The 24,116-nt window shown below is 47.5% G+C and carries 12 protein-coding genes and 1 pseudogene; 11 read left to right on the plus strand and 2 right to left on the minus strand.

The annotated features are described in order from the left end of the window. Window positions 1-173 precede the first annotated feature (173 nt). Together D0Y50_RS08930 and D0Y50_RS08935 are read right to left on the minus strand one after the other, a co-directional pair. Entirely contained in the window at window positions 174-596 is a 423-nt protein-coding gene (locus D0Y50_RS08930; protein WP_108567023.1) for a DUF3429 domain-containing protein, read from the minus strand. A 140-nt stretch (window positions 597-736) separates the two neighbouring features. Beyond that, window positions 737-2,014 (minus strand): citrate synthase, encoded by a 1,278-nt coding sequence (locus tag D0Y50_RS08935; RefSeq protein ID WP_108567024.1) that lies wholly within the window; start codon window positions 2,012-2,014, stop codon window positions 737-739. A 681-nt stretch (window positions 2,015-2,695) separates the two neighbouring features. Between D0Y50_RS08935 and sdhC the strand changes: the two genes are divergently transcribed. The 11 genes and pseudogenes from sdhC to D0Y50_RS08990 all read left to right on the plus strand — a co-directional run bounded on the left by sdhC (window position 2,696) and on the right by D0Y50_RS08990 (window position 23,979). Next, window positions 2,696-3,070, plus strand: a complete 375-nt coding sequence (gene sdhC / locus D0Y50_RS08940; protein ID WP_108567069.1) for a succinate dehydrogenase, cytochrome b556 subunit — start codon at window positions 2,696-2,698, stop codon at window positions 3,068-3,070. Next, the gene (sdhD, locus tag D0Y50_RS08945) at window positions 3,064-3,411 is read left to right on the plus strand and encodes a succinate dehydrogenase, hydrophobic membrane anchor protein (RefSeq protein ID WP_108567025.1); all 348 of its coding nucleotides are present in this window, start codon (window positions 3,064-3,066) and stop codon (window positions 3,409-3,411) included. The genes sdhC and sdhD overlap by 7 nt, the downstream gene beginning before the upstream one ends. 1 nt (window position 3,412) lies before the next feature. Continuing rightward, window positions 3,413-5,185, plus strand: coding sequence for a succinate dehydrogenase flavoprotein subunit (sdhA, locus tag D0Y50_RS08950; RefSeq protein WP_108567026.1), 1,773 nt, complete (start codon window positions 3,413-3,415; stop codon window positions 5,183-5,185). Window positions 5,186-5,199: 14 nt separating this feature from the next. Then, entirely contained in the window at window positions 5,200-5,910 is a 711-nt protein-coding gene (locus D0Y50_RS08955; RefSeq protein ID WP_108567027.1) for a succinate dehydrogenase iron-sulfur subunit, read from the plus strand. A 176-nt stretch (window positions 5,911-6,086) separates the two neighbouring features. Next, entirely contained in the window at window positions 6,087-8,909 is a 2,823-nt protein-coding gene (locus tag D0Y50_RS08960) for a 2-oxoglutarate dehydrogenase E1 component (protein WP_108567028.1), read from the plus strand. A gap of 9 nt (window positions 8,910-8,918) precedes the next feature. Continuing rightward, window positions 8,919-10,460: a 2-oxoglutarate dehydrogenase complex dihydrolipoyllysine-residue succinyltransferase gene (odhB, locus tag D0Y50_RS08965; protein ID WP_108567029.1), complete on the plus strand. Its 1,542-nt coding sequence runs from the start codon at window positions 8,919-8,921 to the stop codon at window positions 10,458-10,460. 150 nt (window positions 10,461-10,610) lie between these two features. Further along, window positions 10,611-11,777 carry an ADP-forming succinate--CoA ligase subunit beta gene (gene sucC, locus D0Y50_RS08970; protein ID WP_108567030.1) on the plus strand — a complete coding sequence of 389 codons (1,167 nt, stop codon included), beginning with the start codon at window positions 10,611-10,613 and terminating at the stop codon, window positions 11,775-11,777. Beyond that, window positions 11,777-12,649, plus strand: a complete 873-nt coding sequence (gene sucD / locus D0Y50_RS08975; RefSeq protein ID WP_108567031.1) for a succinate--CoA ligase subunit alpha — start codon at window positions 11,777-11,779, stop codon at window positions 12,647-12,649. Before sucC ends, sucD begins: the two co-directional genes overlap by 1 nt. Before the next feature lie 486 nt (window positions 12,650-13,135). Further along, window positions 13,136-15,984 (plus strand): annotated as a pseudogene (locus D0Y50_RS08980) (TonB-dependent receptor). Between the two features lie 594 nt (window positions 15,985-16,578). Then, window positions 16,579-19,596, plus strand: a complete 3,018-nt coding sequence (locus D0Y50_RS08985; protein WP_117316540.1) for a TonB-dependent receptor — start codon at window positions 16,579-16,581, stop codon at window positions 19,594-19,596. Between the two features lie 9 nt (window positions 19,597-19,605). Beyond that, window positions 19,606-23,979: an alpha-1,6-glucosidase domain-containing protein gene (locus tag D0Y50_RS08990; protein WP_332308385.1), complete on the plus strand. Its 4,374-nt coding sequence runs from the start codon at window positions 19,606-19,608 to the stop codon at window positions 23,977-23,979. The last annotated feature ends 137 nt before the right edge of the window (window positions 23,980-24,116 follow it).

The raw sequence follows: 24,116 nt of genomic DNA on the forward strand, positions 1-24,116 counted from the left end.
AATAAGATAAGAAAATAGGCAAATTGGCGTCCTACACAGACGAAAATATCTGTTGATAACACTAAGGCCAGCGTATGATGCTGGCCTTTTTTGTGCTTAATACGTTTACCTGCGCAGGTCAGAAGGTCAGAAGGTACGCCGTTAAGCCAGAATTGTTACCCACAGGCTTGGGTTCACCGCATTAAAAATATCATTACAGCGTGGCACAGGACGACCACAGTGGTCAATCCTACCCGCATTGAAATATAGCTAAGTATCAGATCTTTAGGCAAGGCCAGGGTAAACTTGTCGTAAAATAGAATCAGCAGATAACTGATAGACAGCACGCCTAAGACTCGGACGTCTGCACCATAAGCCAGTGCTAGCCAGGCTACAATGGTCGGTAGCATAGCCAAATAAAGCTGATGATTGGTTTTGCGGGAGGCAATTGCGTCAAACCAATGTACGCCGCCAAAAAACGATAATAATACAGCTGAATATTGGGTGAAATAATGTAGAGCGGCCAACTCGCCAATGACTCCACTAAGGCTAAGAATCGGCAGGGCAATAAACGGAATAAGACCGGCTATACCTAACAGCAGCGCTGGATACGGCATAATATCTCCTCTATCTGACAACGACGGCGACGGGGCATTATGCCATTTTGTCGCTCGCCAACAAGCAGGTATCTTGGTAAAAAACCTGCTACAAACAAAAATAGCGCCCTAAGGCGCTATTTGTAGTCAACTGACCAGAGCTATTTAAGCGGCGTAAATTTACGCTGGCTGTAGCCTGTATACAACTGACGCGGACGACCAATCTTTTGCTTCGGATCGCTCATCATTTCATGCCAGTGTGAAATCCAGCCAACTGTGCGTGACAGGGCAAAGATACACGTGAACATGTTAGTGGGTATACCAATCGCCTTTAGGATAATACCTGAATAGAAATCAACGTTCGGGAACAGTTTTTTCTCTACAAAGTAATCATCACTCAGGGCGATACGTTCAAGTTCCATTGCTACTTCAAGCAGCGGATCTTTTACGTCTAGCTCTTTAAGCACTTCATGACAGCTTTCGCGCATAACAGTGGCGCGTGGATCGTGGTTTTTGTAAACCCGGTGTCCAAAGCCCATTAAGCGGAAAGGGTCATTCTTATCTTTAGCCCGTTCGATAAACTCAGGGATACGATCAACACTACCAATTTCTTCCAGCATGTTTAAACATGCTTCATTGGCACCGCCATGCGCAGGGCCCCACAGTGAAGCCACACCGGCGGCAATACAGGCGTAAGGGTTAGCACCTGATGAACCAGCTAAGCGCACTGTTGAAGTAGATGCATTCTGTTCATGGTCAGCATGTAACGTAAAGATACGATCCATCGCGCGTTCAACCGCAGGACTAATCTGATAATCTTCAGCTGGCACAGAGAACATCATGTTCAAAAAGTTAGCCGCATAGCTTAAGTCATTACGCGGATATACGAATGGCTGGCCTATGTTGTACTTGTAACACATCGCTACCAAGGTCGGCATTTTTGCAATCAAACGATGCGCGCTGCGCATACGTTCTTCGGCATTACCTACATCTAAGTCACTGTGATAAAACGAGGACATAGCGCCTACGGTGCCACATAACATTGCCATAGGGTGGGCGTCGTTACGGAAACCGTGGAAGAACATGTTGATTTGTTCATGTACCATAGTATGGCGGGTTATCGTGGCACGAAACTCTTCGTTTTGTGCTTTATCCGGTGCTTCGCCGTTAAGTAACATGTAGCAAACTTCAAGATAGTTTGCATCACGCGCTAACTCTTCAATGGGATAGCCACGGTGCAGTAACACCCCGTTAGCGCCATCGATGTACGTGATTTCTGACTCGCAGGAACCTGTTGCCATAAAGCCGGGGTCAAATGTGAAATACCCTTGCGCGCCCAGAGAGCGTACATCTATAACATCTTGTCCTTCGGTACCGGACAGAATAGGAAGTTCAATTTCCTTATCGCCCGCTTTAAGAATGGCTTTCTTATCTGCCATATAATGCTCTCCTCAGAATGGTTCTGTTGTCAGCAAAAATCGTCAAAAAATAGCCGCTTTGCTGGGAAAAGTGGCGTAGTTGTACTTTATTATGCATCTACAAGTCAATTTAAATGCATTTTTGCACAATAAATATCCGATATTGGTATAGCTTATAGTCCCCAGCGTAATAACTGAGCAATTAAAAATGTTTCACGAAACACATAAAAACCCGCAGCGACTTGATTTTGAGGTCAAAATGGCTGCTTTTTATTAACAAAATAAATGGGTTACGAAATGTACGCCGACATTTTATTTATCAAGATCTGACGTGATCATCAGTACTATACGCCAGTTCGCCGTAGTTATCATATACAGGTGCTGATAAAATCACACCGTCTTATATACTCTAAAGGTTAACATTTTTGATCAGCAAGACAACTGAATCTTAACTGTAAAACACTTGTATAAGACGATAGTCCTACGTGTTGACAAAAAATTGTAATTATACAACGCGCTAGATATACTCAGCCGAGCCTGAATTAGAAAGATTCTCTTTAGTTAATCAGGCAATTATAAGTTCACAAATTGTTAACATCTCACAGGATGAGGCAATTAACAGTAAACAAACGAAAATTACTCAGTCAGGACATAAAAACAACGGGTAATTCATTGTCCCTACGGATAAAACAGGCATACATTGTGAAAAAGCAAAGACCAGTAAATTTAGATCTCAAGACCATTAAATTTCCTCCTGCTGCTATTTCGTCAATTCTCAACCGTATCACAGGCGTGGCCATGTTCTTCGCGCTGCTGTTCGTTATTTGGGCATGGGCGGTTTCAGTCGCTTCGCCTGAAGGCTTTGAACAAGTGCAGTCAGTAATGGCCGGTGTATTCGGAAAAGTAATTGCGATTGGCACCCTATCTGCTTTGATTTACCACACTCTTGGTGGTATTCGCCACGTCATTATGGATATGGGACATTGGGAAGAAATGAAATCAGGTAACCTGAGCGCGCAAGCAATAATTGCGCTTTGGATAATCCTGACAGTCGTATTGGGAGTAGTACTATGGTAACGAATCAGGCAAGCGTTAAACGTAACGGCGTGCAGGATTACTTATCGCTGCGCACCACAGGAGCAATAATATTTGCCTTTACTGTGTATATGGCGTGGTTCTTTATTTCAACCGACAGCATCACATTTATCGAATGGCACGGCTTGTTTTCAGGGATACCGATGAAGGTGTTTACCCTGGCTACGCTAGTGTCGATTATGATTCACGTACGCATTGGTCTGTGGCAAGTGCTGACAGACTATGTTAAAGCGCCTAAAGTACGCGCTTTGGTGCAATGGGTATTGAACCTGATTGCCTTCGGGTACGTGTTAGTTGGTCTGTTTGTTCTGTGGGGTGTGTAAGATGAGTCTACCAGTACACGAATTTGATGCCATTGTTATTGGCGCCGGTGGTGCGGGTATGCGTGCCGCTTTGCAGATTTCACAATCAGGTAAGTCCTGTGCGTTGTTGTCTAAAGTATTTCCAACCCGTTCGCATACGGTATCTGCCCAAGGTGGTATTACTGTTGCGCTGGGTAATTCCCATGAAGATAACTGGGAATGGCACATGTATGACACGGTTAAAGGGTCTGACTACATTGGCGATCAGGATGCCATTGAGTACATGTGTAACGTGGGGCCGAAAGCCATTATAGAAATGGAAAATATGGGTCTGCCATTTTCACGTTTTGAAGATGGCACAGTATATCAGCGCCCATTCGGTGGCCAGTCGAAGAATTTTGGTGGCGAACAAGCCGCTCGTACGGCTGCGGCAGCCGACCGTACTGGTCACGCACTATTGCATTTGCTTTATCAGCAAAATGTTAAGAATAAGACCAAAGTTTTCAGTGAATGGTATGCCCTTGATCTGGTGAAAAACCAGGATGGGGACGTAGTGGGTTGTACGGCCATCGATATTGAAACCGGTGAAGTCGTTTACTTTAAAGCGCGGGCTGTGGTGCTGGCTACCGGTGGTGCAGGGCGTATATTTGCTTCTACTACCAATGCCCATATTAATACCGGTGACGGTGTGGGTATGGCGATGCGAGCTGGCGTATCTATGCAGGACATGGAAATGTGGCAGTTCCACCCAACTGGTATTGCGGGTGCGGGTACGCTGGTCACAGAAGGTTGTCGTGGTGAGGGTGGTTATCTGCTCAATAAAGACGGCGAACGCTTTATGGAACGCTACGCACCGAATGCCAAAGATCTGGCAGGTCGTGACGTAGTGGCGCGTTCAATGATGACCGAAATTCGTGAAGGACGTGGTTGTGATGGCCCGTGGGGTACCCACCTTAAGCTTAAGCTTGATCACTTGGGTAAAGATGTATTGGAGTCGCGTTTGCCAGGTATTCTTGAGCTTTCACGTACCTTCGCTCACGTTGACCCGGTCAAAGAACCTATCCCGGTTATTCCTACCTGTCACTATATGATGGGTGGTATTCCTACCAACGTGCATGGTCAATGTATCCGGGTAGATGAAAACGGACAGGACCACATCGTAAATGGCCTGTTTGCATGTGGTGAAATTGCCTGCGTATCGGTGCACGGCGCTAACCGCCTGGGCGGTAATTCACTGCTCGATTTGGTCGTATTTGGCCGTGCTACAGGCCTGCATCTGGGTGAATCGCTGAATCAAATTGCCACTACTCGGGATGCCAGTGAGTCTGATCTTGAGGCGGCTATGGCGCGCTTCAACCGGTGGGAAGGTTCTGAAAAAGGCAAGGGTGAAGACCCGGTTCAAATTAAAAAAGACATGCAGGAATGTATGCAGCTCAACTTCTCGGTATTCCGCGAAGGTGACGCAATGGCTGACGGTCTTAAACAACTTAAAGACATTCGTGAGCGTTTGCAGCATGCGCGTCTGGATGATAAGAGTAGTGATTTCAACACCCAGCGTATTGAGTGTCTGGAATTAGACAACCTGATGGAAACCGCGTACTGCACAGCAGTAGCAGCAAACTTCCGTACCGAAAGTCGTGGCGCACACAGTCGCTTTGATTATCCAGACCGTGATGATGAAAACTGGTTGTGTCACTCAATCTACCGTCCGGAAGATGAATCAATGACTCGTCGTGAAGTCAATATGGCGCCCAAGCTGCGGGAAGCCTTCCCGCCTAAAGCGCGTTCATATTAATAGAGGTGACCAGTATGCAATTAAATATTTCGATATACCGATACAACCCTGACGTTGATAAAGCGCCGCGCATGCAGGATTACAAACTGGATGTGGAAGAAGGCCGCGATATGATGGTGCTGGATATTCTGATTAAGTTGAAAGAGCAGGATCCATCGTTATCATTCCGTCGTTCATGCCGCGAAGGTGTGTGTGGGTCTGATGGTTTGAACATGAACGGTAAAAACGGTCTGGCGTGTATTACGCCAGTATCCGCGCTGGGCAAGGGTAAAATTGTGATTCGCCCGTTACCTGGTTTACCGGTTGTGCGCGACCTGGTGGTAGACATGACCCAGTTCTACATTCAATATGAGAAAGTGAAGCCGTTTCTTATCAACGATACTAAACAGCCGCCTGCCCGGGAATTCCTGCAAACCCCGGAAGAGCGTGCTAAGCTAGACGGACTTTATGAATGCATCCTTTGCGCATGTTGTTCTTCTTCGTGTCCATCATTTTGGTGGAACCCTGAGAAGTTCATCGGCCCGGCTGGTTTGCTGCATGCTTATCGTTTCCTTATTGATAATCGTGATACGGCCACTGAAGAACGGCTTAGCGATTTAGATGATGCGTTCAGCGTGTTTCGTTGCCACAGCATAATGAACTGTGTCAGCGTATGTCCTAAAGGGTTGAACCCGACCAAAGCCATCGGCCAGATTAAGTCGATGTTGCTACAACGGGCTGTTTAGTTACACTAGTTTGTGTAAGGTATTGTATGCACAAATGATATGCGCTAAATGGCCATCCTGTTAAGGATGGCTATTTTTTTTGTATACGTGGCGTAAATGGTTGGTTCTGTTGTAAATAACAGTCATAATAGCGCCTCGTGTTATTTAGTTTTTACAAAACGTAGCAAGGCACAATAATGCAAGAAAGCGTGATGAAAGCATGGTGGGATTCGTCGCATATGGCTGGTAATAACGCCGCCTATGTCGAGGAGTTGTACGAAGCGTACCTCGAAGATCCGCACAGCGTTTCAGATTCCTGGCGACAGGTCTTCGATAGCCTTCCCAAAGTGGAAGGTGCTGAATTAGAGAACAATCATACAACCGTTCGTGAACAGTTTCGAAAGATGGCGGCCCTAGGGCCCGCAGCACGAATGTCTTCACCGGCCGCCAGCGCCGGCCCCAGTTCATCCGACGGCCGTCAGGTCAAGGTTCTGCAACTTATCAATGCTTATCGGTTTCGTGGACACCAACATGCGAATCTCGATCCGTTAGGTCTTTGGCAGCAACCTCGCGTTCGTGACCTTGAACTCTCCCACCATAACCTGTCCGAGCAAGACTTCGATACCGTTTTCAACGTAGGCTCTTATGCCTATGGTGGCGAATCTATGTCGTTAGGCGAGCTGGTTAAATCGTTAAACCGCACTTATTGCGGCTCTATCGGTGCTGAATATATGCACATTACCGATACTGAGCAAAAGCGCTGGTTACAACAAAAAATTGAGTCAGTTCAGGCCAAACCAGAAATCAGTAAAGAACAGAAGTTACAAATTCTTAAAGGCCTGACCGCCGCTGATGGTATGGAAAAATACCTGGGTTCCAAATTTCCCGGCGCTAAACGTTTCTCATTGGAAGGTGGTGATTCACTGATTCCTATGCTGAAAGGGCTGATTAGCGAAGCGGGTTCGGCCGGCGCGAAAGAAGTGGTAGTGGGCATGGCTCACCGCGGCCGGCTAAATGTATTGGTTAATGTCCTGGGTAAGAACCCCTCAGTGCTATTCGACGAATTTTCGGGTAAGCATGACGAAAGTCTTGGTTCTGGTGATGTGAAGTATCATGCCGGTTACTCTTCTGACTTTGCAACCCCCGGTGGTAATGTTCACCTGGCGTTGGCGTTTAACCCTTCTCACCTTGAGATAGTTAACCCGGTGGTAATGGGCTCTGTGCGGGCGCGTCTGGTACGTCGTCATAACGACAGCAGCGCGGTATTGCCGATTACGATTCATGGTGATTCCGCTATCGCCGGCCAGGGTGTAGTACAAGAAACATTTAATATGTCGCAAACCACGGGGTTTGCGGTCGGTGGTACAGTTCGGATTGTTATTAACAACCAGGTTGGTTTCACCACCTCGAAGTTAGAAGATACCCGCTCTACGCAGTATTGTACGGATATTGCGAAAATGGTGCAGGCGCCTATCTTCCACGTCAATTCGGACGATCCGGAAGCGGTTATGTTCGTTACCAAACTGGCCTTGGAATACCGTAATAAGTTCAAGCGCGATGTGGTAATTGACTTAGTTTGCTATCGCCGTCATGGCCATAACGAAGCTGATGAGCCAAATGCTACCCAGCCGTTAATGTACCAGAAAATTAAAAAGCATCCGTTACCCCGCGTTTTATATGCTGAGCAACTGCTGGCCGAAGGCGTGATGGAACAGCGTGAAGTCGATAAGCTACTTGAAGACTATCGCGCCGCACTTGATCATGGTGCCTGTGTGGTAGATGAATGGCGGCCTATGACCGAGCATTCAGTTGATTGGTCTCCTTATCTGGGACACGACTGGGACACGCCTTATGATGGTTCAATATCGCTCGACCAATTAAAAGAATTAGGTGAGCGGCTGACCAGTTTTCCCAAAGATGTAAAATTACATTCGCGGGTGAACAAGCTATATCAAGACCGCAAAGCCATGGTCGCCGGCGAAAAAATGCTTGACTGGGGTATGGCCGAGAACCTTGCATATGCCAGCTTAGTTGGTATTGGTACGGATATCCGGTTGGTGGGTCAGGATTCAGGGCGGGGGACTTTCTTCCATCGTCATGCGGTTCTGCACAATCAAACTGACGGTTCAACCTATACACCGCTTCAACATATAAAAGAAGACCAAGGCGAAATTGAAATATACGACTCGGTATTATCTGAAGAAGCAGTGATGGCATTTGAATACGGCTTCGCTACCGCTGAACCTTCTTGCCTAACCATTTGGGAAGCACAGTTTGGTGACTTTGCCAACGGCGCCCAGGTAGTGTTTGACCAATTCCTGAGTTCAGGTGAGGCAAAATGGGGTCGACTCTGTGGTCTGACCGTATTGCTACCTCATGGTTACGAAGGTCAGGGGCCAGAGCATAGTTCAGCGCGATTGGAGCGGTTCCTGCAGCTATGCGCAGACCACAACTGGCAAGTATGTATACCGTCAACACCGGCGCAGGTGTTTAATATGCTACGCCGTCAAATGATTCGTCCTATGCGTAAACCCTTGATTGTAATGTCGCCAAAATCATTGTTGCGGCATGCTCAGGCTACATCTTCGCTTGAAGAGCTTGCCGAAGGTGTGTTCCACAATGTCATTGGCGAGATTGATGACATAGAGCCGTCAAAGGTTAAACGTGTAGTCATGTGTTCCGGTAAAGTTTATTACGATCTGTTAGATCAGCGTCGTAAAAATGAACAAACCGATGTGGCCATTGTTCGGCTGGAACAGCTTTATCCGTTCCCGTCAGAAGAATGTGCTAAAGTAGTGGCCGATTACAGCCACGTTAAAGATTGGGTTTGGTGTCAGGAAGAACCGCAGAACCAGGGCGCATGGTATTCCAGCCAGCACCATTTCTGGGCGGCTATTCCAGAAGGTGCCAAACTGTCGTACGCAGGCCGTGAAGCATCGGCTTCACCTGCCGTAGGTTATGTCTCTGTCCACAATCAGCAGCAAAAGGCCCTGGTTGAAGACGCACTCACTATTAAATAAGGAACAATGATGACAATAGAGATTAAAGTTCCGGTCCTACCAGAGTCAGTTGCCGATGCCACGATTGCAACCTGGCATGTGAAGGCCGGTGACAAGGTAACACGCGATCAGAACCTGGTTGATATTGAAACCGATAAAGTGGTACTGGAAGTGGTTGCCCCGGCCGACGGCGTAATCAGTGAAATCATTGATGAAGAAGGCGAAACCGTATTAGGTGAGCAGGTTATCGCTAAGTTAGATGATAGCGGTAAAGCAGAACCTAAAAAAGACACAGAATCTTCGAAGTCTGAAGAAAAATCAACGTCTGAAGAAAAACCAGCCGAACAGCAGCAGGCGAAAACTGCCAGTGCTGGCGGTAAAACCTCAGAAGTAAAAGTACCGGTTCTGCCTGAATCAGTCGCAGACGCTACCATTGCAACCTGGCATGTATCGGTAGGCGAGCAAGTTAGTCGCGACCAGAATCTGGTTGATATTGAAACCGATAAAGTAGTATTAGAAGTCGTTGCACCTGGTGACGGCTCTATTTCTGAAATCCTGGCGGAAGAGGGTGCCACGGTTACCGCAGAAGAAGTCATCGCTAAGTTTGTAGAAGGCGCATCAACGGGTGGTAATGCACAAGTTGCTGAAGACTCTACCGATGAAGGTGCCGAAGACGACGCCGATGCACTTAGCCCATCAGTACGCCGTTTGCTAGCCGAAAAAGGCGTTGATTCTGCGAAGGTTAAAGGTACTGGCAAAAATGGTCGGATTACCAAAGAAGACGTTGAGCAATATCTGAAATCAGGTAAAACTGAAGATAAGGCGGCCGCGAAATCGTCACAAACTGAAGCGCCTTCAGTAGCTGCTGGCGAACGCACTGAAAAGCGTGTGCCTATGACGCGCTTGCGTAAAACCATTGCTAACCGGTTGCTAGAGGCGAAAAACTCTACTGCCATGCTAACTACGTTTAACGAAGTTAACATGAAACCTATAATGGACTTACGTAAACAGTACCAGGAAAGCTTTGAAAAGCGTCATGGTATTCGTCTTGGCTTTATGTCATTTTATGTAAAAGCGGTAACAGAAGCACTTAAGCGCTTCCCAGAAGTAAATGCCTCACTAGATGGTGATGACATTTGTTACCACAACTATTTTGATATCTCGATTGCCGTATCCACCCCACGTGGTTTGGTTACTCCAGTGTTGAAAGACACGGATACGCTTGGTATGGCCGGCGTAGAGAAAGGTATCAGAGAGTTAGCGCTAAAAGGCCGTGACGGTAAATTAGCCATGTCTGATCTGCAAGGTGGTAATTTCACGATTACTAACGGCGGAGTATTCGGATCACTGATGTCTACCCCTATCATTAACCCACCACAGAGCGCGATCCTTGGTATGCACAAAATCCAAGATCGGCCAATGGCAGTTAATGGCAAGGTTGAGATACTGCCTATGATGTACCTGGCATTATCTTATGACCATAGAATCGTCGATGGTAAAGAGTCGGTTGGATTCTTGGTTACAGTTAAAGAGATGCTCGAAGATCCTACTCGTTTATTACTAGACGTTTAAGACTTTCATCTTATGCATTGTGTGCAGTCACGGCCTGAAGGTATGCTCGGGTCGTGATTGTCACAACGTCGGCAGGCTCGGCGTCTGTCGGTCAAGTTAATCAAGTCGCAATAGCGGCTTTTGTCTTACTAAAAATCGGATAGAAACACCATGAATTTGCATGAATACCAAGGCAAGCAGCTATTCAAAGAATACGGCTTGCCTGTTTCTGAAGGATACGCAGCCGACACACCTGAAGGTGCAGTTGAAGCAGCAGACCGCATTGGCGGTGAAGAATGGGTTGTTAAATGTCAGGTCCACGCAGGTGGACGCGGTAAAGCTGGCGGCGTTAAGTTGTTTAAAAATAAAGACGACATTCGCGGCTTTGCGGAAAACTGGCTAGGCAAAAATCTGGTGACCTTCCAAACTGATGAGAAAGGCCAACCGGTAACTAAAATTCTGGTAGAAACCTGCACTGATATCGCTAATGAGCTGTATCTGGGTGCAGTTGTTGACCGTGGAACCCGTCGTGTGGTTTTCATGGCCTCAACAGAAGGCGGTGTTGAAATTGAAACCGTTGCAGAAGAGACGCCAGAAAAAATTCTGAAAGCTGAAATTGACCCGATTGTTGGACCACAGCCTTACCAGGCGCGTGAGATGGCATTTAAATTAGGTCTTGAAGGTAATCAAATAAAGCAGTTTGTTAAGATCTTCTTAGGTCTGGCGAAAATGTTTGAAGAGCTTGATGTAGCACTTATCGAAATTAACCCGCTGGTAATTAAGGCCGATGGCGATTTGCATTGCCTTGACGCTAAAGTGGGTATCGACGGTAACGCACTGTATCGTCAGCCTAAAGTTAAAGAAATGCATGATCCTTCACAAGAAGATGCTCGTGAAGCGCATGCGGCTAAGTTTGAATTAAACTATGTTGCGCTGGACGGTAATGTTGGCTGTATGGTTAACGGTGCGGGCCTGGCAATGGGTACCATGGATATCGTTAATTTGCATGGCGGTAAGCCAGCAAACTTCCTTGACGTTGGTGGCGGTGCAACCAAAGAGCGGGTTGCTGAAGCGTTTAAAATTATCTTATCAGATGACAACGTAAAAGCCGTATTGGTTAATATCTTTGGTGGTATTGTACGTTGTGACATGATCGCTGAAGGTATCATCGGCGCGGTTAAAGAAGTCGGTGTAAATGTACCGGTAGTGGTTCGCCTTGAAGGTACAAATGCAGAGAAAGGCCGTGAAGTTCTGGCACAGTCAGGCCTGGATATTATTGCTGCAAGCAGCCTGACTGACGCAGCTCAGCAAGTTGTTAAAGCGGCGGAGGGCAAATAATGTCAGTACTTATTAATAAAGACACGAAAGTAATTTGTCAGGGTTTCACTGGCGGTCAGGGTACATTCCACTCTGAGCAGGCTATAGCCTATGGTACGCAAATGGTAGGTGGTGTTACACCTGGTAAAGGCGGTACTGAACATTTAGGCCTGCCTGTATTTAATACAGTGCGCGAAGCAGTTGAACAAACCGGTGCCACTGCATCAGTAATTTATGTTCCAGCTCCATTTTGTAAAGATTCAATCGTAGAAGCTGCTGATGCAGGTATCGAACTGATTGTATGTATTACAGAAGGTATTCCTACCATCGATATGCTTTATGTAAAAGAGTATGTTGATGCCAAAGGTGTACGTTTGATTGGACCAAACTGCCCAGGCGTTATTACTCCTGGCGAATGTAAAATCGGTATCATGCCTGGTCATATCCATAAACCAGGTAAAGTAGGTATTGTTTCGCGTTCAGGTACGTTGACCTACGAAGCGGTGAAGCAAACTACCGATGAAGGTTTTGGTCAGTCTACCTGTGTAGGTATTGGTGGTGACCCGATTCCAGGATCAAACTTCATTGATATTCTGAAGATGTTCCAGGAAGATCCGAAGACAGAAGCAATCGTGATGATTGGTGAAATCGGCGGAACCGCGGAAGAAGAAGCGGCGGCGTTCATTAAAGAAAATGTTACCAAGCCAGTGGTATCCTATATTGCTGGCGTGACTGCGCCTCCAGGAAAACGGATGGGCCATGCCGGCGCGATTATCGCCGGTGGTAAAGGAACAGCTGATGATAAATTCGCAGCTCTGGAAGATGCCGGCGTGAAGACGGTTCGTTCACTGGCCGATATCGGCAAAGCGTTACGCGAAGCCACCAACTGGTAAGCGTGCACTACGCACTCTGTGAAAGAAATCACTGATAAAAAAGCTCGCCTTTGGCGGGCTTTTTTTTACCCTTGTCACCTGCGCCGCTAGGCAGGTGGAACTAACGTGCTTCTATTCGGCGTAAATCACTTTTTCTGCCACCGTTTTAGCCCCCTCATCAATGAACGGCAAGGTACTTCCGCAGTTTGTTCCCCAATATTGTTTTTATTTAATCTGTAACGTTTTCTTCGCACTGTCCTCAAATGTTAACGCTAAGGGATGTTTAACCTATTGAATATAAAGAAAAGAAAAAGATTTAGGAAGTTAACGATTCGTAGCCAACAAGATGCTGCTGTTAATCAAATGTATAATAATATTTATGAATACGTATGCATAACATTGAGCAAACACGCCTATGGGGATAGGATTTAGCCTGTTTTATATCTGGCCTGCCTACTCAATAACAATACCGGCAGAAGTCTTAGGATAGTCAAGGGATACCTACATATGAACCACTTTAAACCAAATTCAATCAAAGCTGCGCTGGTTGCCAGTGGGCTTTGTGCTTTTAGCCTGCCGGTGATGGCGCAACAGGCCAACACGGCCAATCAGGATGCAGAACCGTCTGTAGAAGTTATTGAAGTTTCAGGTATACGCGGTAGCCTGCAACGTGCTCAAGCGATCAAAATGGATAATTCTTCCATCGTTGAAGCGCTCTCTGCCGAAGATATTGGTAAATTACCCGATACCAGTATTGCCGAGTCACTTTCACGTCTACCAGGTCTATCTGGCGAACGTCGTAATGGCCGTACCAGCGGAATTTCAGTACGTGGCTTTAATGAAAACTATGTCGGTACCTCACTTAATGGCCGCGAGCTATTGGGTATGGGTGATAACCGTGGCGTAGAATTCGACCTTTATCCAACTGAAATCATTTCTAACATCCTGGTTTACAAAACCCCTGAAGCAGGTATGACAACGCAAAATATCGGTGGTTCCGTAGATTTACAAACGGTGAAACCCTTGGTCGCAGAACAAACATTTACCATTAATGGTACGTTTGAAAAAAATGCGGACGATTCTGGCAACCCCGATTTCGACAACGATGGCCACCGGTTATCGTTTAACTACATCGATCAATTTGCCAACGACACAGTCGGCGTTGCGTTAACCTTTGCCACTATGGAGTCGCCACGCCAGGAACGCCAGTTCCGCGGATGGGGCTATCCAAATGTACCTACCGGTGACGATGCGACGGCGGTTAGCCTTGCTGACGGTGTAGCCGTGGATGAAAACACGGTAATCCTGGGTGGTCATGACAGTTTTGCCCGGTCAGCTATGATGGAGCGTGACTCGGTCGCCGCTATTATTCAATGGGCACCGAACGATCGTCTGAACTTACAACTGGATGCGTTGTATATTGATTTCCAGGAAAATGATGCTCGCCGCGGTGTGGAAGAGGGGGGCCCGGTATGGGGTCCGGTAGACTTTACCGTTACTGAAGTCGAGAATGGCCTGGTTACAGCGGGTTATCATGATGGTTTTTACAGCATTGTTCGTAACGATGTGCGTAAACAAGATGCCGACCTGACCACGTTTGGTCTTAACATGGAATACCTGTTAAACGATAACTGGACGGTTAATGCTGACGTTTCTACCGGTAAGGTAGATAAAACGATTACGGATGTTGAAAGTTATTCAGGTACTGGCCGCGCTGGCACTGACGGGCGTCAGTTAACAGCTCGCAGCTGGGAAATGACCTCAGAAGGTGTCATGTTCTCGGATCACCCCACGCTGGCACCGACTGACCTGACGGATCCGTCACTTATTCGCCTGGCCGGCCCGCAAAGCTGGGGGCCTACCCTTAAAAACGAAGACGGTGAGCAGGTTTACTTTTCTAATCAACAGGATGGCTTCTTAAACCAGCCAGTATTTGAAGAAGAGTTATCTACCTATCGGGTGAGCACAGAAGGCTTTGTAGAGTGGGGTATGTTCACCGGTGTAGAATTTGGTGCGATTTATTCTGACCGTAGCAAGTCGAAAATAAACAATGGTGCCTACCTTACTGCGCCGGCTTATCCGGATGATGCGGCTATTCCTGATGTACTTGGCATAACACCCCTGGACTTTGTCGGTATTGAAGGTGTATTGGCCTATGACGCACTGGGTTTATACAACAGTGGTTATTACAACGAACTTGATGCGCAGTTAGTACAGGCTGACCGTTTAGGTGACACCTACGAAGTAGAAGAAAAACTGACTACGTTGTACGCCAAGCTGGATCTGGATACCGAATATGAGGGTATTTATATTCGCGGTAATCTGGGCCTGCAAGTGGTGCATGCAGATCAGCAGTCTTATGGCTTCAGTACGGTAACTGATAGCCTGGGCTTTGTGGAATCGACCGTTGTATCCGGTGGTACGGATTACACAGATGTATTACCCACCCTGAATTTGAGTGCAGAAGTTGCCGAAGGTCAGTTTGTACGTATGGGTCTGAGTAAAGTACTTACGCGTCCACGTATGGACGATATGCGCCCCAACAGTCAGGTAACGTTCTCGTTCAATGATGCACAGATTCTGAGTACAGACACCGATAACGGACCCTGGGGGGCAGTGCTGGTAACCCGGAATTGAAACCTTATGAGGCTAACCAGCTTGACCTGGCTTACGAGAATTATTTTGCAGACACCGGATATGTCGCAGTGTCATTCTTCTTTAAAGATCTGAAAAACTGGCATAGAAATAACGCCATTGCGGCAGACTTTGAAGAGTTTTATATCCCAGATATACATCAAAGTTCAGACGGTCAACCACCGGTATTGTTTGTGGGTGAACGCACACAGCCGCAAGATGGCTTCGAAGGTTTTGTTCGTGGTTGGGAAGTGCAGGGTAGCTTACCAGGTGAATTGTTGCATGAGTCGTTACAAGGCTTTGGTATGTTCGCCAGTGCAACCTTTATGGATGGCACGGCAGACGCAGCCCCAGGTACCGATGAAACCCGTATACCAGGTCTATCGGATGAAAACTATAGTCTAACTGTATTCTATGAAAATCAAGGGTTTGAAATTCGCTTAGCTGGCACCAAACGGTCAAGCTATTTAAGCGAAACGCGCGGCCTGAGCCTGGCGTTATCAGACTCAACCAATCAGGGCGGTACCTTTGTTGATGCTCAGGTGGGTTATGATTTCAGTGAATCTGGTATTGAAGCTCTGGATGGACTACGGGTGACTTTGCAGGCCCAAAACCTGACAGATGAAGATGATATCCAAAGCTCTGGTACGGATTCTCGTCAGATAACCTTGTACCAAACTTATGGCGCAAACTATCTGCTTAGCTTTAACTACGACTTTTAAAGACTAGCCGTAACCTACGTGGCTTACGGCGGTAACAGCAGTTATAGCAGTTGTATATGGGGGTTACCGGAGCGAGAGCTGCGGTAACCCTTTTTAGTTAATAGCTCTATACAGCGGTACCGCGCAAGGTTTAGCCACCTACCTTTCATTGCTTTCAGATAATTTGGCCTGAGCAGCGTTTGTGGCCGCCCTTATCGTGAACCTTAACAGGCTATATACGCTTACCCCTGCGTCACAGTGACCACGGTTAGCCGGCAACCTTTACACCGATGTTTATGCGTTTTCATCGTATCTTCCAGCCATTGTAACGTCTTTTATATCCCGCTATACCCCTCCAAAAATCAGACTGCATACCCTATGGATGTAATCGTAATGTAGCAAATATGTAATGAATACGTATGCATCGCGTTGCTCTAAATTTCGCCTGTCCTTACTATTAATTGCGCTATGGGAAGGCATTGCTTCATCGCCTATCTACAGTAGCTCAATAGCAAAATTGCGATCTTACCGCCGCTGGTTAATTCATTTACGGCCGGGCCGAGTAAGTGGGCTGTGATGCAATAACAAGGAAACGTGAAAGGCATGGGAAACACAATGAAAAGGTTCTCTATAAACAGGGTTACTGCCGTTTTAATATCCGTGGGGTTAGCCGGCCAGGTTAGCGCTCAGGAATCTGCGGCAACTCCTCAGGATGACGAGATTGAAAAAATAGAGGTGAGAGGATTTAGCACTAGCCTTATTCAGTCTTTAAATCAAAAGCGTTACTCCGATACAGTAACTGAACAAATTTCGGCAGATGATCTGGGTGGCTTACCCGATGTATCGATGGCAGATGCATTAACCCGCCTACCGGGTATTTCAGCGGTACGCACCGGTGGGCAAGCAGCCGAAATAAACATTCGTGGATTATCCGGGGATTTTGTATTTTCGACATTGAACGGGCGTGAACAGGTTTCCACCAGTGGTAGCCGGTCTATCGAGTTTGACCAGTACCCGTCAGAGCTGATTAATTCCGCTGCAGTGTATAAGTCACCTAAAGCCTCATTAATTGAAGGTGGGGTGGCCGGCACCGTTGAACTGCAAACCGCCAGTGCGCTGAATAACGAACAACAACATACCTTTAGTGCGAATGTGCGAGGTATGTTCAACGACCGCGCTGATGAAATTTATGATGCAACCGAATACGGGCACCGCCTAAGTTTTTCGTGGCAGGGAAAATTTTTGGACGATACGTTGGGAATTTCGGCGGGCTTTGCCCGACTGTATCAACCAAGTGTGGCCACCCAGTTTGTCGGCCTGGCTTACAATCAGCAAATTGATGTAGACGGTTTAGCGAACGATACGCAAAATCCTAATGCCCAGTGCCCTGGTTGCGAATTGGTAAGCGAAGGGTTTGAACTGCAACACAGAGGCGGTGAGGAAACCCGGAACGGGTATCTGGCATCCATTGAGTGGGCGCCCCACGATACATTACGAATCAAAGCCGATGCTTTTGTGTCCCGTTTTGATACGGCTACGTTCGCGCGCGGCTTTCGGGTAAAGTTCGGCGGTGAGAACGCCAGTATTACTAATCCGGTAGTGGAAAATAACGTGGTGACAGGGGGCGTCTTTACCCGCACTAAAGACAACTATACCCGTGTTGAGCTGGTTAATGATGACAATAACGAACAAGATCAAATAGCCAGCTACGGGATCAATGCTGACTGGCAGATCACTGATAACTTTGCCGTACAAATTGATATTTCGCTATCAAAAGCGCAAAGCGATTTCAAAAACGGTTTGTTGTGGGGATTGGTGGCACAAGATGCTACGGCGCTTAACCCTGTCATTGATAATAATGTGCAAATTGCATATCAACTTAACGGGCTCAATTTGCCGGATGTGGCATTTAATCAGGCTGAGGCGTTTGCCGACACTTCACGGGTTATGGTGAGTAAATATGGTATTTACCCGTTTCACAATGAAGATGAGCTTGATGCATATCGCGGTGATTTTCAGTATTTTGTCGATAGCGGTCCACTTGCGTCAATTGAAGGAGGGTACCGTTATTCTAACCGCGAGTATACTAACCAGCGTTCGGTATTTGAATATGGTAATGATGGAGCGTTGTCCGCTGCTCAGCCGCCCCTTGCATTAAATAATGAGATTACCGAAACAGTGAGCTGGGGGGGCCAGTTTGATTATTTTCCTGACTATCTTGCGGTAGATGTGCCGGGTGCATTAGCGGCCTGGTTTCCGGCAGGGGTGCCGCAACCAGTGCAAACCTGGGGACCAGGTGCGGCCGGTGTTATCAATGGCCCGGGCAGCGGCGCTGATACGGCCTGGACTATTCAGGAAAGTGGCGATGTGTTCGAAACGGTCAATGCAGCCTACCTTATGGCTAACCTGGAATTTAACGTATTGGGTTTGCCCATCAACGGCAATATAGGGGTACGCTACGTGGACTCTATGCAACGTTCAACCACGTTGCAAAGAGCCACTACTATGCTCAGCCAGGCAGAAGGACAAACGGAAGTAAGCGATCCTACCGCTGGCGCGCAGAATATTCTGGATGAGGCCGGGTTAGTTAATAACTTTTATCGTCCGGCAATGCTAACCCATGAGTATACTGACTGGTTACCTTCTATTAATTTGAATATTAAACTGTCAGAGCAATCGCAATTACGGATGGCCGCAGCCAAAGTGATGGGTCGGGCGCCTATTAACCGCTTTGCTGCCAACACCACGACGAGTGTCGAAACGCTCACCGCCTCTATGGACCGCGACTCTGGCGAAATACAGATCTCCCAGCCAACCGCTAAGGTAAGCGGTTCATCCAGAAACAGTCCTTACTTAGACCCGTTTTACGCTACCCAGTACGACATTTCTTATGAGTATTATTTTGCCCAAAGTGATGGCGCTATTGTAGTGGCCGGCTTTTATAAAAATATTGATTCCTTTATCGAAAATATCGCTATCGACCCTTACGACTTTGCGGCCAACGGGTTGGTTACGCCGGACAGCGTTGAAGTGCCTGTTTTTATGGCGGCGCAATTTGAAGGCGAAGAACCCGAGCAGGCTGTCGATGCCACAGGAGCGCCATTATTTATCACTGTACCGGTTGAAAATGGCCGCTACGAAACAGCGGTAAATAACGCTAAAGGGGGCTACATTCGAGGTATTGAGATAGCTTATACGCAAATTTATAGCATGCTACCTGGTGCTTTATCAGGGCTAGGAGTAAACGCTTCTTATTCGTTTACCGAAAGCGAAATTGAACGGTCAGTGGGCGATGGCGTGTATGCCTCTGCGCTGCCCGGCCTATCTGAGAATGTTGCAACGGTAACCCTGTTCTGGGAGTACGCAGATTTTGAAACCCGTTTGTCGGCCCGCTATCGGGATGCGTTTGTGTCACAACAGGTGGCTGTTAACGATCAAACGGTTAACTTTGCCGAAGAACTTATCTTTGACTATCAGGCCTCGTACAACCTCAGCGACCACGCCAGCGTGTTGTTTCAGGTAAATAATGTGACTGATGAACCCACCAGAAGTTATTTCAGCGATGAAACGCAAACCGGGACTTTGCAGTATTTTGGCACGCAATATTACCTGGGCATGACCTATTCGTTTTAAGGACAAACAATGAAGATTACTAATCAATTACCCTGGGCCGGGACATTAACAATGTTCCGTAACCGGTTATCGCCAGATAACTTGCGCTATATAGTTAGTACCGTATTGCTGCTGTTTATCGTCAGCGGATGTGGCGCAGACAGTGTGACTTCGGGCTCGGCAGATTTACTCACCTGCACAGCGCCAAATGTACCCGATGCTGAGGGTAACGCATGTGTAGCACCGCCGCCCATTGCCTGCGAAGCACCCACGGTTCCCAATGAAACCAATGACGCCTGCGTGGTTGGCGCTGATCCATCATTACCAGATCCGGTTTTTTTCCCGGGCGACAATGAAGCGGTGTTGTATTACAACCGCAAACATGTTGATGCAGAAAATACGCCATCGGATACCGCTTATGACGGCTGGCGCTTACATACCTGGAACAATGAAACCTGCGACGCTTATGCAGATGACGATACAGCATGGGACAATGGCCGCCCGATAAGTGGTATCGATCCGACCTACGGAGCCTATTGGATTTTAGCGCTAAAACCGGATTACGATCAGTGCCATAATTTTATCATACATAAGGGCACTGACGATGCTGGTAAGGCGCTAGGTACTGGTGACTTTCAGGCCCCGCTAGACCAGGACGATGAAACATTTACGCGGATGAATTTCACCCTCGACGGTGAAGCCACAATATTTGAGTTTCCTATTGCCGGGCTGGGCCCCCAACCAGTAAATATCGAAGGTAGAGCTGCCCACTGGATAGATCAACAAACGCTTATCTGGCAGGTGGGCGATGAGGTCAGCCAGGTCAAGCTTCATTATAGTGACAATCAGCCGTTGCAAAGCTCTATTGAAACCGGGCTAAGTGGCGAGACATTGGTACTGGAAGCGACCTCATTAACGGATGAGCAACGCCAGATCTATCCGTTTATTGCTGACTGGCCAGCCTTTTGGGTGGATATTGATGACGTTACCGCCAAAGCTTTGTTAAAAGGACAGATTGCATTAGCTGCTTACAATGCTCAGGGCGCCTTAATTTCAGCTACGGGCATACAGCATGCGAAGGTATTGGATGCATTGTATACACAAGGTGCGGAAGATGCGGATAACCTACCGCTGGGAGCCACCTACCAGGATGGCGCAATTAATGTGGCGGTGTGGGCGCCGACCGCCCGGGCTGTTAGCTTATTAAGCTACGCCGACGACAAAACATTGCAGCAGCGCTACAGTATGACGCTGGACGAGGCCAGTGGAGTCTGGACGTATCAGGCGGACGAGGCCCTGGATCGTACATTGTATCGTTTCGAAGTAGATGTATTTGCGCCCACCACCGGCCAATTTGAAACCTTTGAAGTTACCGATCCCTATTCGCAATCAGTATCAACTAATGGCCGTTTTTCGCGGTTCGTTAACTTAGCAGATGACGATCTGAAACCGCAAGGCTGGGACAGTCATTTCATTCCCACCCTCGACAATCCAGAGGATGCGGTTATTTATGAAGTGCATGTTCGCGACTTCAGTGCCCGGGATGCTACCGTCAGTGAAGCTAACAGAGGAAAATACCTGGCCTTTACCGAAACCGACAGTGCACCGGTTGAGCATTTGCGCCGGCTTCAGCAAGCCGGGCTTAACTATATTCACCTGTTACCCCTGGCGGATATCGCTACCATAGAAGAGGATCCCACGAAGACCGTTAATCTTTATAGTAGTGTGGCCCAGCTATGCCAGCTTAATGCATCGGCCGCAGTATGTGCAGAAGAAGATGCCGAACGTCAACTGATTGATGTGTACCAAAGCTACGATCCCATATCAGAGCAGGGTAAAGCGCAAGCGCTGACTCAGCAACTGCAGGACATTGATACGTTCAACTGGGGCTACGATCCACATCATTTCAATGTTCCTGAAGGCAGCTATGCCACGGATAGCGAATCTGTCGCCAGAATCAAAGAAATGCGTGCAATGATTATGGCCCTGCACGAGATGAATTTGCGGGTGGCCCTGGATGTGGTATTCAACCATACCCACGCCTCGGGCGTTTTTCCAAAGTCAGTATTAGATAAAGTGGTGCCAGGCTACTATCACCGCTATGACGCTGCGACCGGCGCGCTGATAAATGAAACTTGTTGTGATGATACAGAGCCTCAACAGGTCATGATGGAAAAACTAATGGCTGATTCATTGGCCATGTGGGCAGAACACTACAAGTTTGATTCGTTTAGATTTGACATTATGAGCCAGGCTACCGTCGATACTATGGTCAAATTGCGCGAGCAGATTCAGTCCATCGATAGCGACAACTATTTTTACGGAGAAGGCTGGCTAAAAGAATACCCGGGTTATACCCAGGCAAATCAGCTCAATATGGCAGGCACCGGCATTGGCACCTTTAATGACCGGCTACGCGAAGCGGTCCGGCAGGGCAATATTTTTAACCCCAACAGCGATGCTGCATTGGCTGACCAAGATAAACTGAAAGTGGGTTTAGCCGGTACAATGGCCGACTTTTTACTGACCACATCTACCGGCAATGCGGTAAATGCCAGTGCGTTAGGAGGCTACGCGCTACAGCCTGCGGACATTATCAACTATGTATCTAAACACGATAATGAAACCTTGTGGGACCAATTCAACTATACCCTACCTGCTGATATCAGCTTAACTGAACGGGTACGTATCCAAAACATTGGTATTGGTATCCCGCTGGTAAGCCAGGGGATTCCTTTTCTGCAGCTTGGTGGTGATATGCTGCGTTCTAAATCGATGGACCGCAATACCTACAACGCTGGCGACTGGTTTAACTTTGTCGACTTCACCTATCAGACAAACAACTGGAATATCGGGTTGCCGCTGGCAGCAGATAACCAAACGCGCTGGCCTGAAATGGTGGAATTCATTTATGCGCCGGAGCGGGCGGCTGGAAGTACAGAGATCCAGTTTGCCAGTAGCGTGTTCACCGAATTTTTATCAATTCGGCGCGATTCTGCTTTATTCCGATTAACCACTGCGCAGGCTATTTCCGACCGTGTGGGTTTCCATAATATTGGATCAGCGCAACAGGTGGGTTTGGTAGCGATGAGTATTGATGATGGTATCAGTAACGATCCTGAGCATCCCCGGGCTGATCTGGATCCCATGGCTGATGCGTTGATGGTGGTGATTAATAGCGGCTATGACGAAAAATCGATAAGCATAAATACGGCGACCGGTTTTAGCCTGCATCCCGTCCAGGTAAATTCGGTTGATTCGGTGACAGCCTCTGCTTATTTTACAGAAGGGCAAGACGGCAATGGTACGTTTACGGTGCCCGCCCTGACTATGGCAGTATTTATTAAATCCCAGCAGGGCGCCCAAGGCGCGGGTCTTGCCGCTATTGCGACCTCCGGAGCGCCAGACGTTGCGCCATATGCGGCAACGTTATATCTTCGCGGCGATATGAACGAATGGGGTACGCAACATCCGCTGAACTACCAGGGCAATGGGCAGTATCGGGTGCAGGTTAACCTCAACGCAGAAACAGAATATCAATTTAAACTGGCCTCAGAGAATTGGAGCGACGTGGATTTAGGCGCTGCGAATACCAATACGCTGACGGTAGGCCAAGCGATAGCGCTGGCGCGCGGTGGGGCTAATTTAAGTTTTACCCCCCCGCGCAGTACCATGTACGAATTGCTGCTTGATGCCAGTGATGCTGAAAACCCGGTGTTACAGATAGATTTTGAACAGCCCTATGCAGATACACCGCTATACATCCGCGGCGACTTCAATGCGTGGGGAACCGGTAACCCTATGGTCTACCAGGGAAACAAACTCTATAGTGCGCAACTAACGATAGCGCCAGGCACCTATGGTTTTAAATTGGCGTCGGAAGACTGGAGTACGCTTAACTTTGGCGCATTATCTGCGACTGAGGCCGACACTGCGCTGACACTAAACACAGAATTAGCCCTGACAAACTCGGATAATAACCTGACATTCAGTATAGAACAGCAAACCGATGTAGTGTTTGTACTGGACCTATCAAACCCTCAAGCGCCAAAAGTCAAAGTATTTGAAGAGCAATTCTTTGGTAGCACCGAGGTGTTTGTCAGGGGCGCCATGAACGGCTGGGATACAACCGATTTACTGCAATGGCAGGGCGGCAGTACGTATGCGGTGGATATCGCCATTGCGGGTGGGGCGACGGAATTTAAAATTGCCTCCCAGGACTGGGCTACCGTAAACCTGGGTAATCCCGATAATGCGACCTCCAATACCGTGGTGGTGGATGAGGCCAAGCGGTTAAATAGCAGCAACAATAATCTGGTGATAGATTTACCCGCCGGAACATACACGTTCAGTGTAATAGGTCCAGATGGTAATAATCCCTTTATTTTAATTACTGAAAAATAAAGCGTCTTATGTGCCAGCATCGAAATTAAACTTCGGTGCTGGTTATCCTCTTAAAAACATCTTTCCTGTAGTGTTAACCCCGTCTTATTTTTCGCTCAATTAACCATCATATAATATAAATCTACTATTAATTAATC

This window comes from Salinimonas sediminis (genome assembly GCF_003429285.1).
GTDB lineage: Bacteria > Pseudomonadota > Gammaproteobacteria > Enterobacterales > Alteromonadaceae > Alteromonas > Alteromonas indica.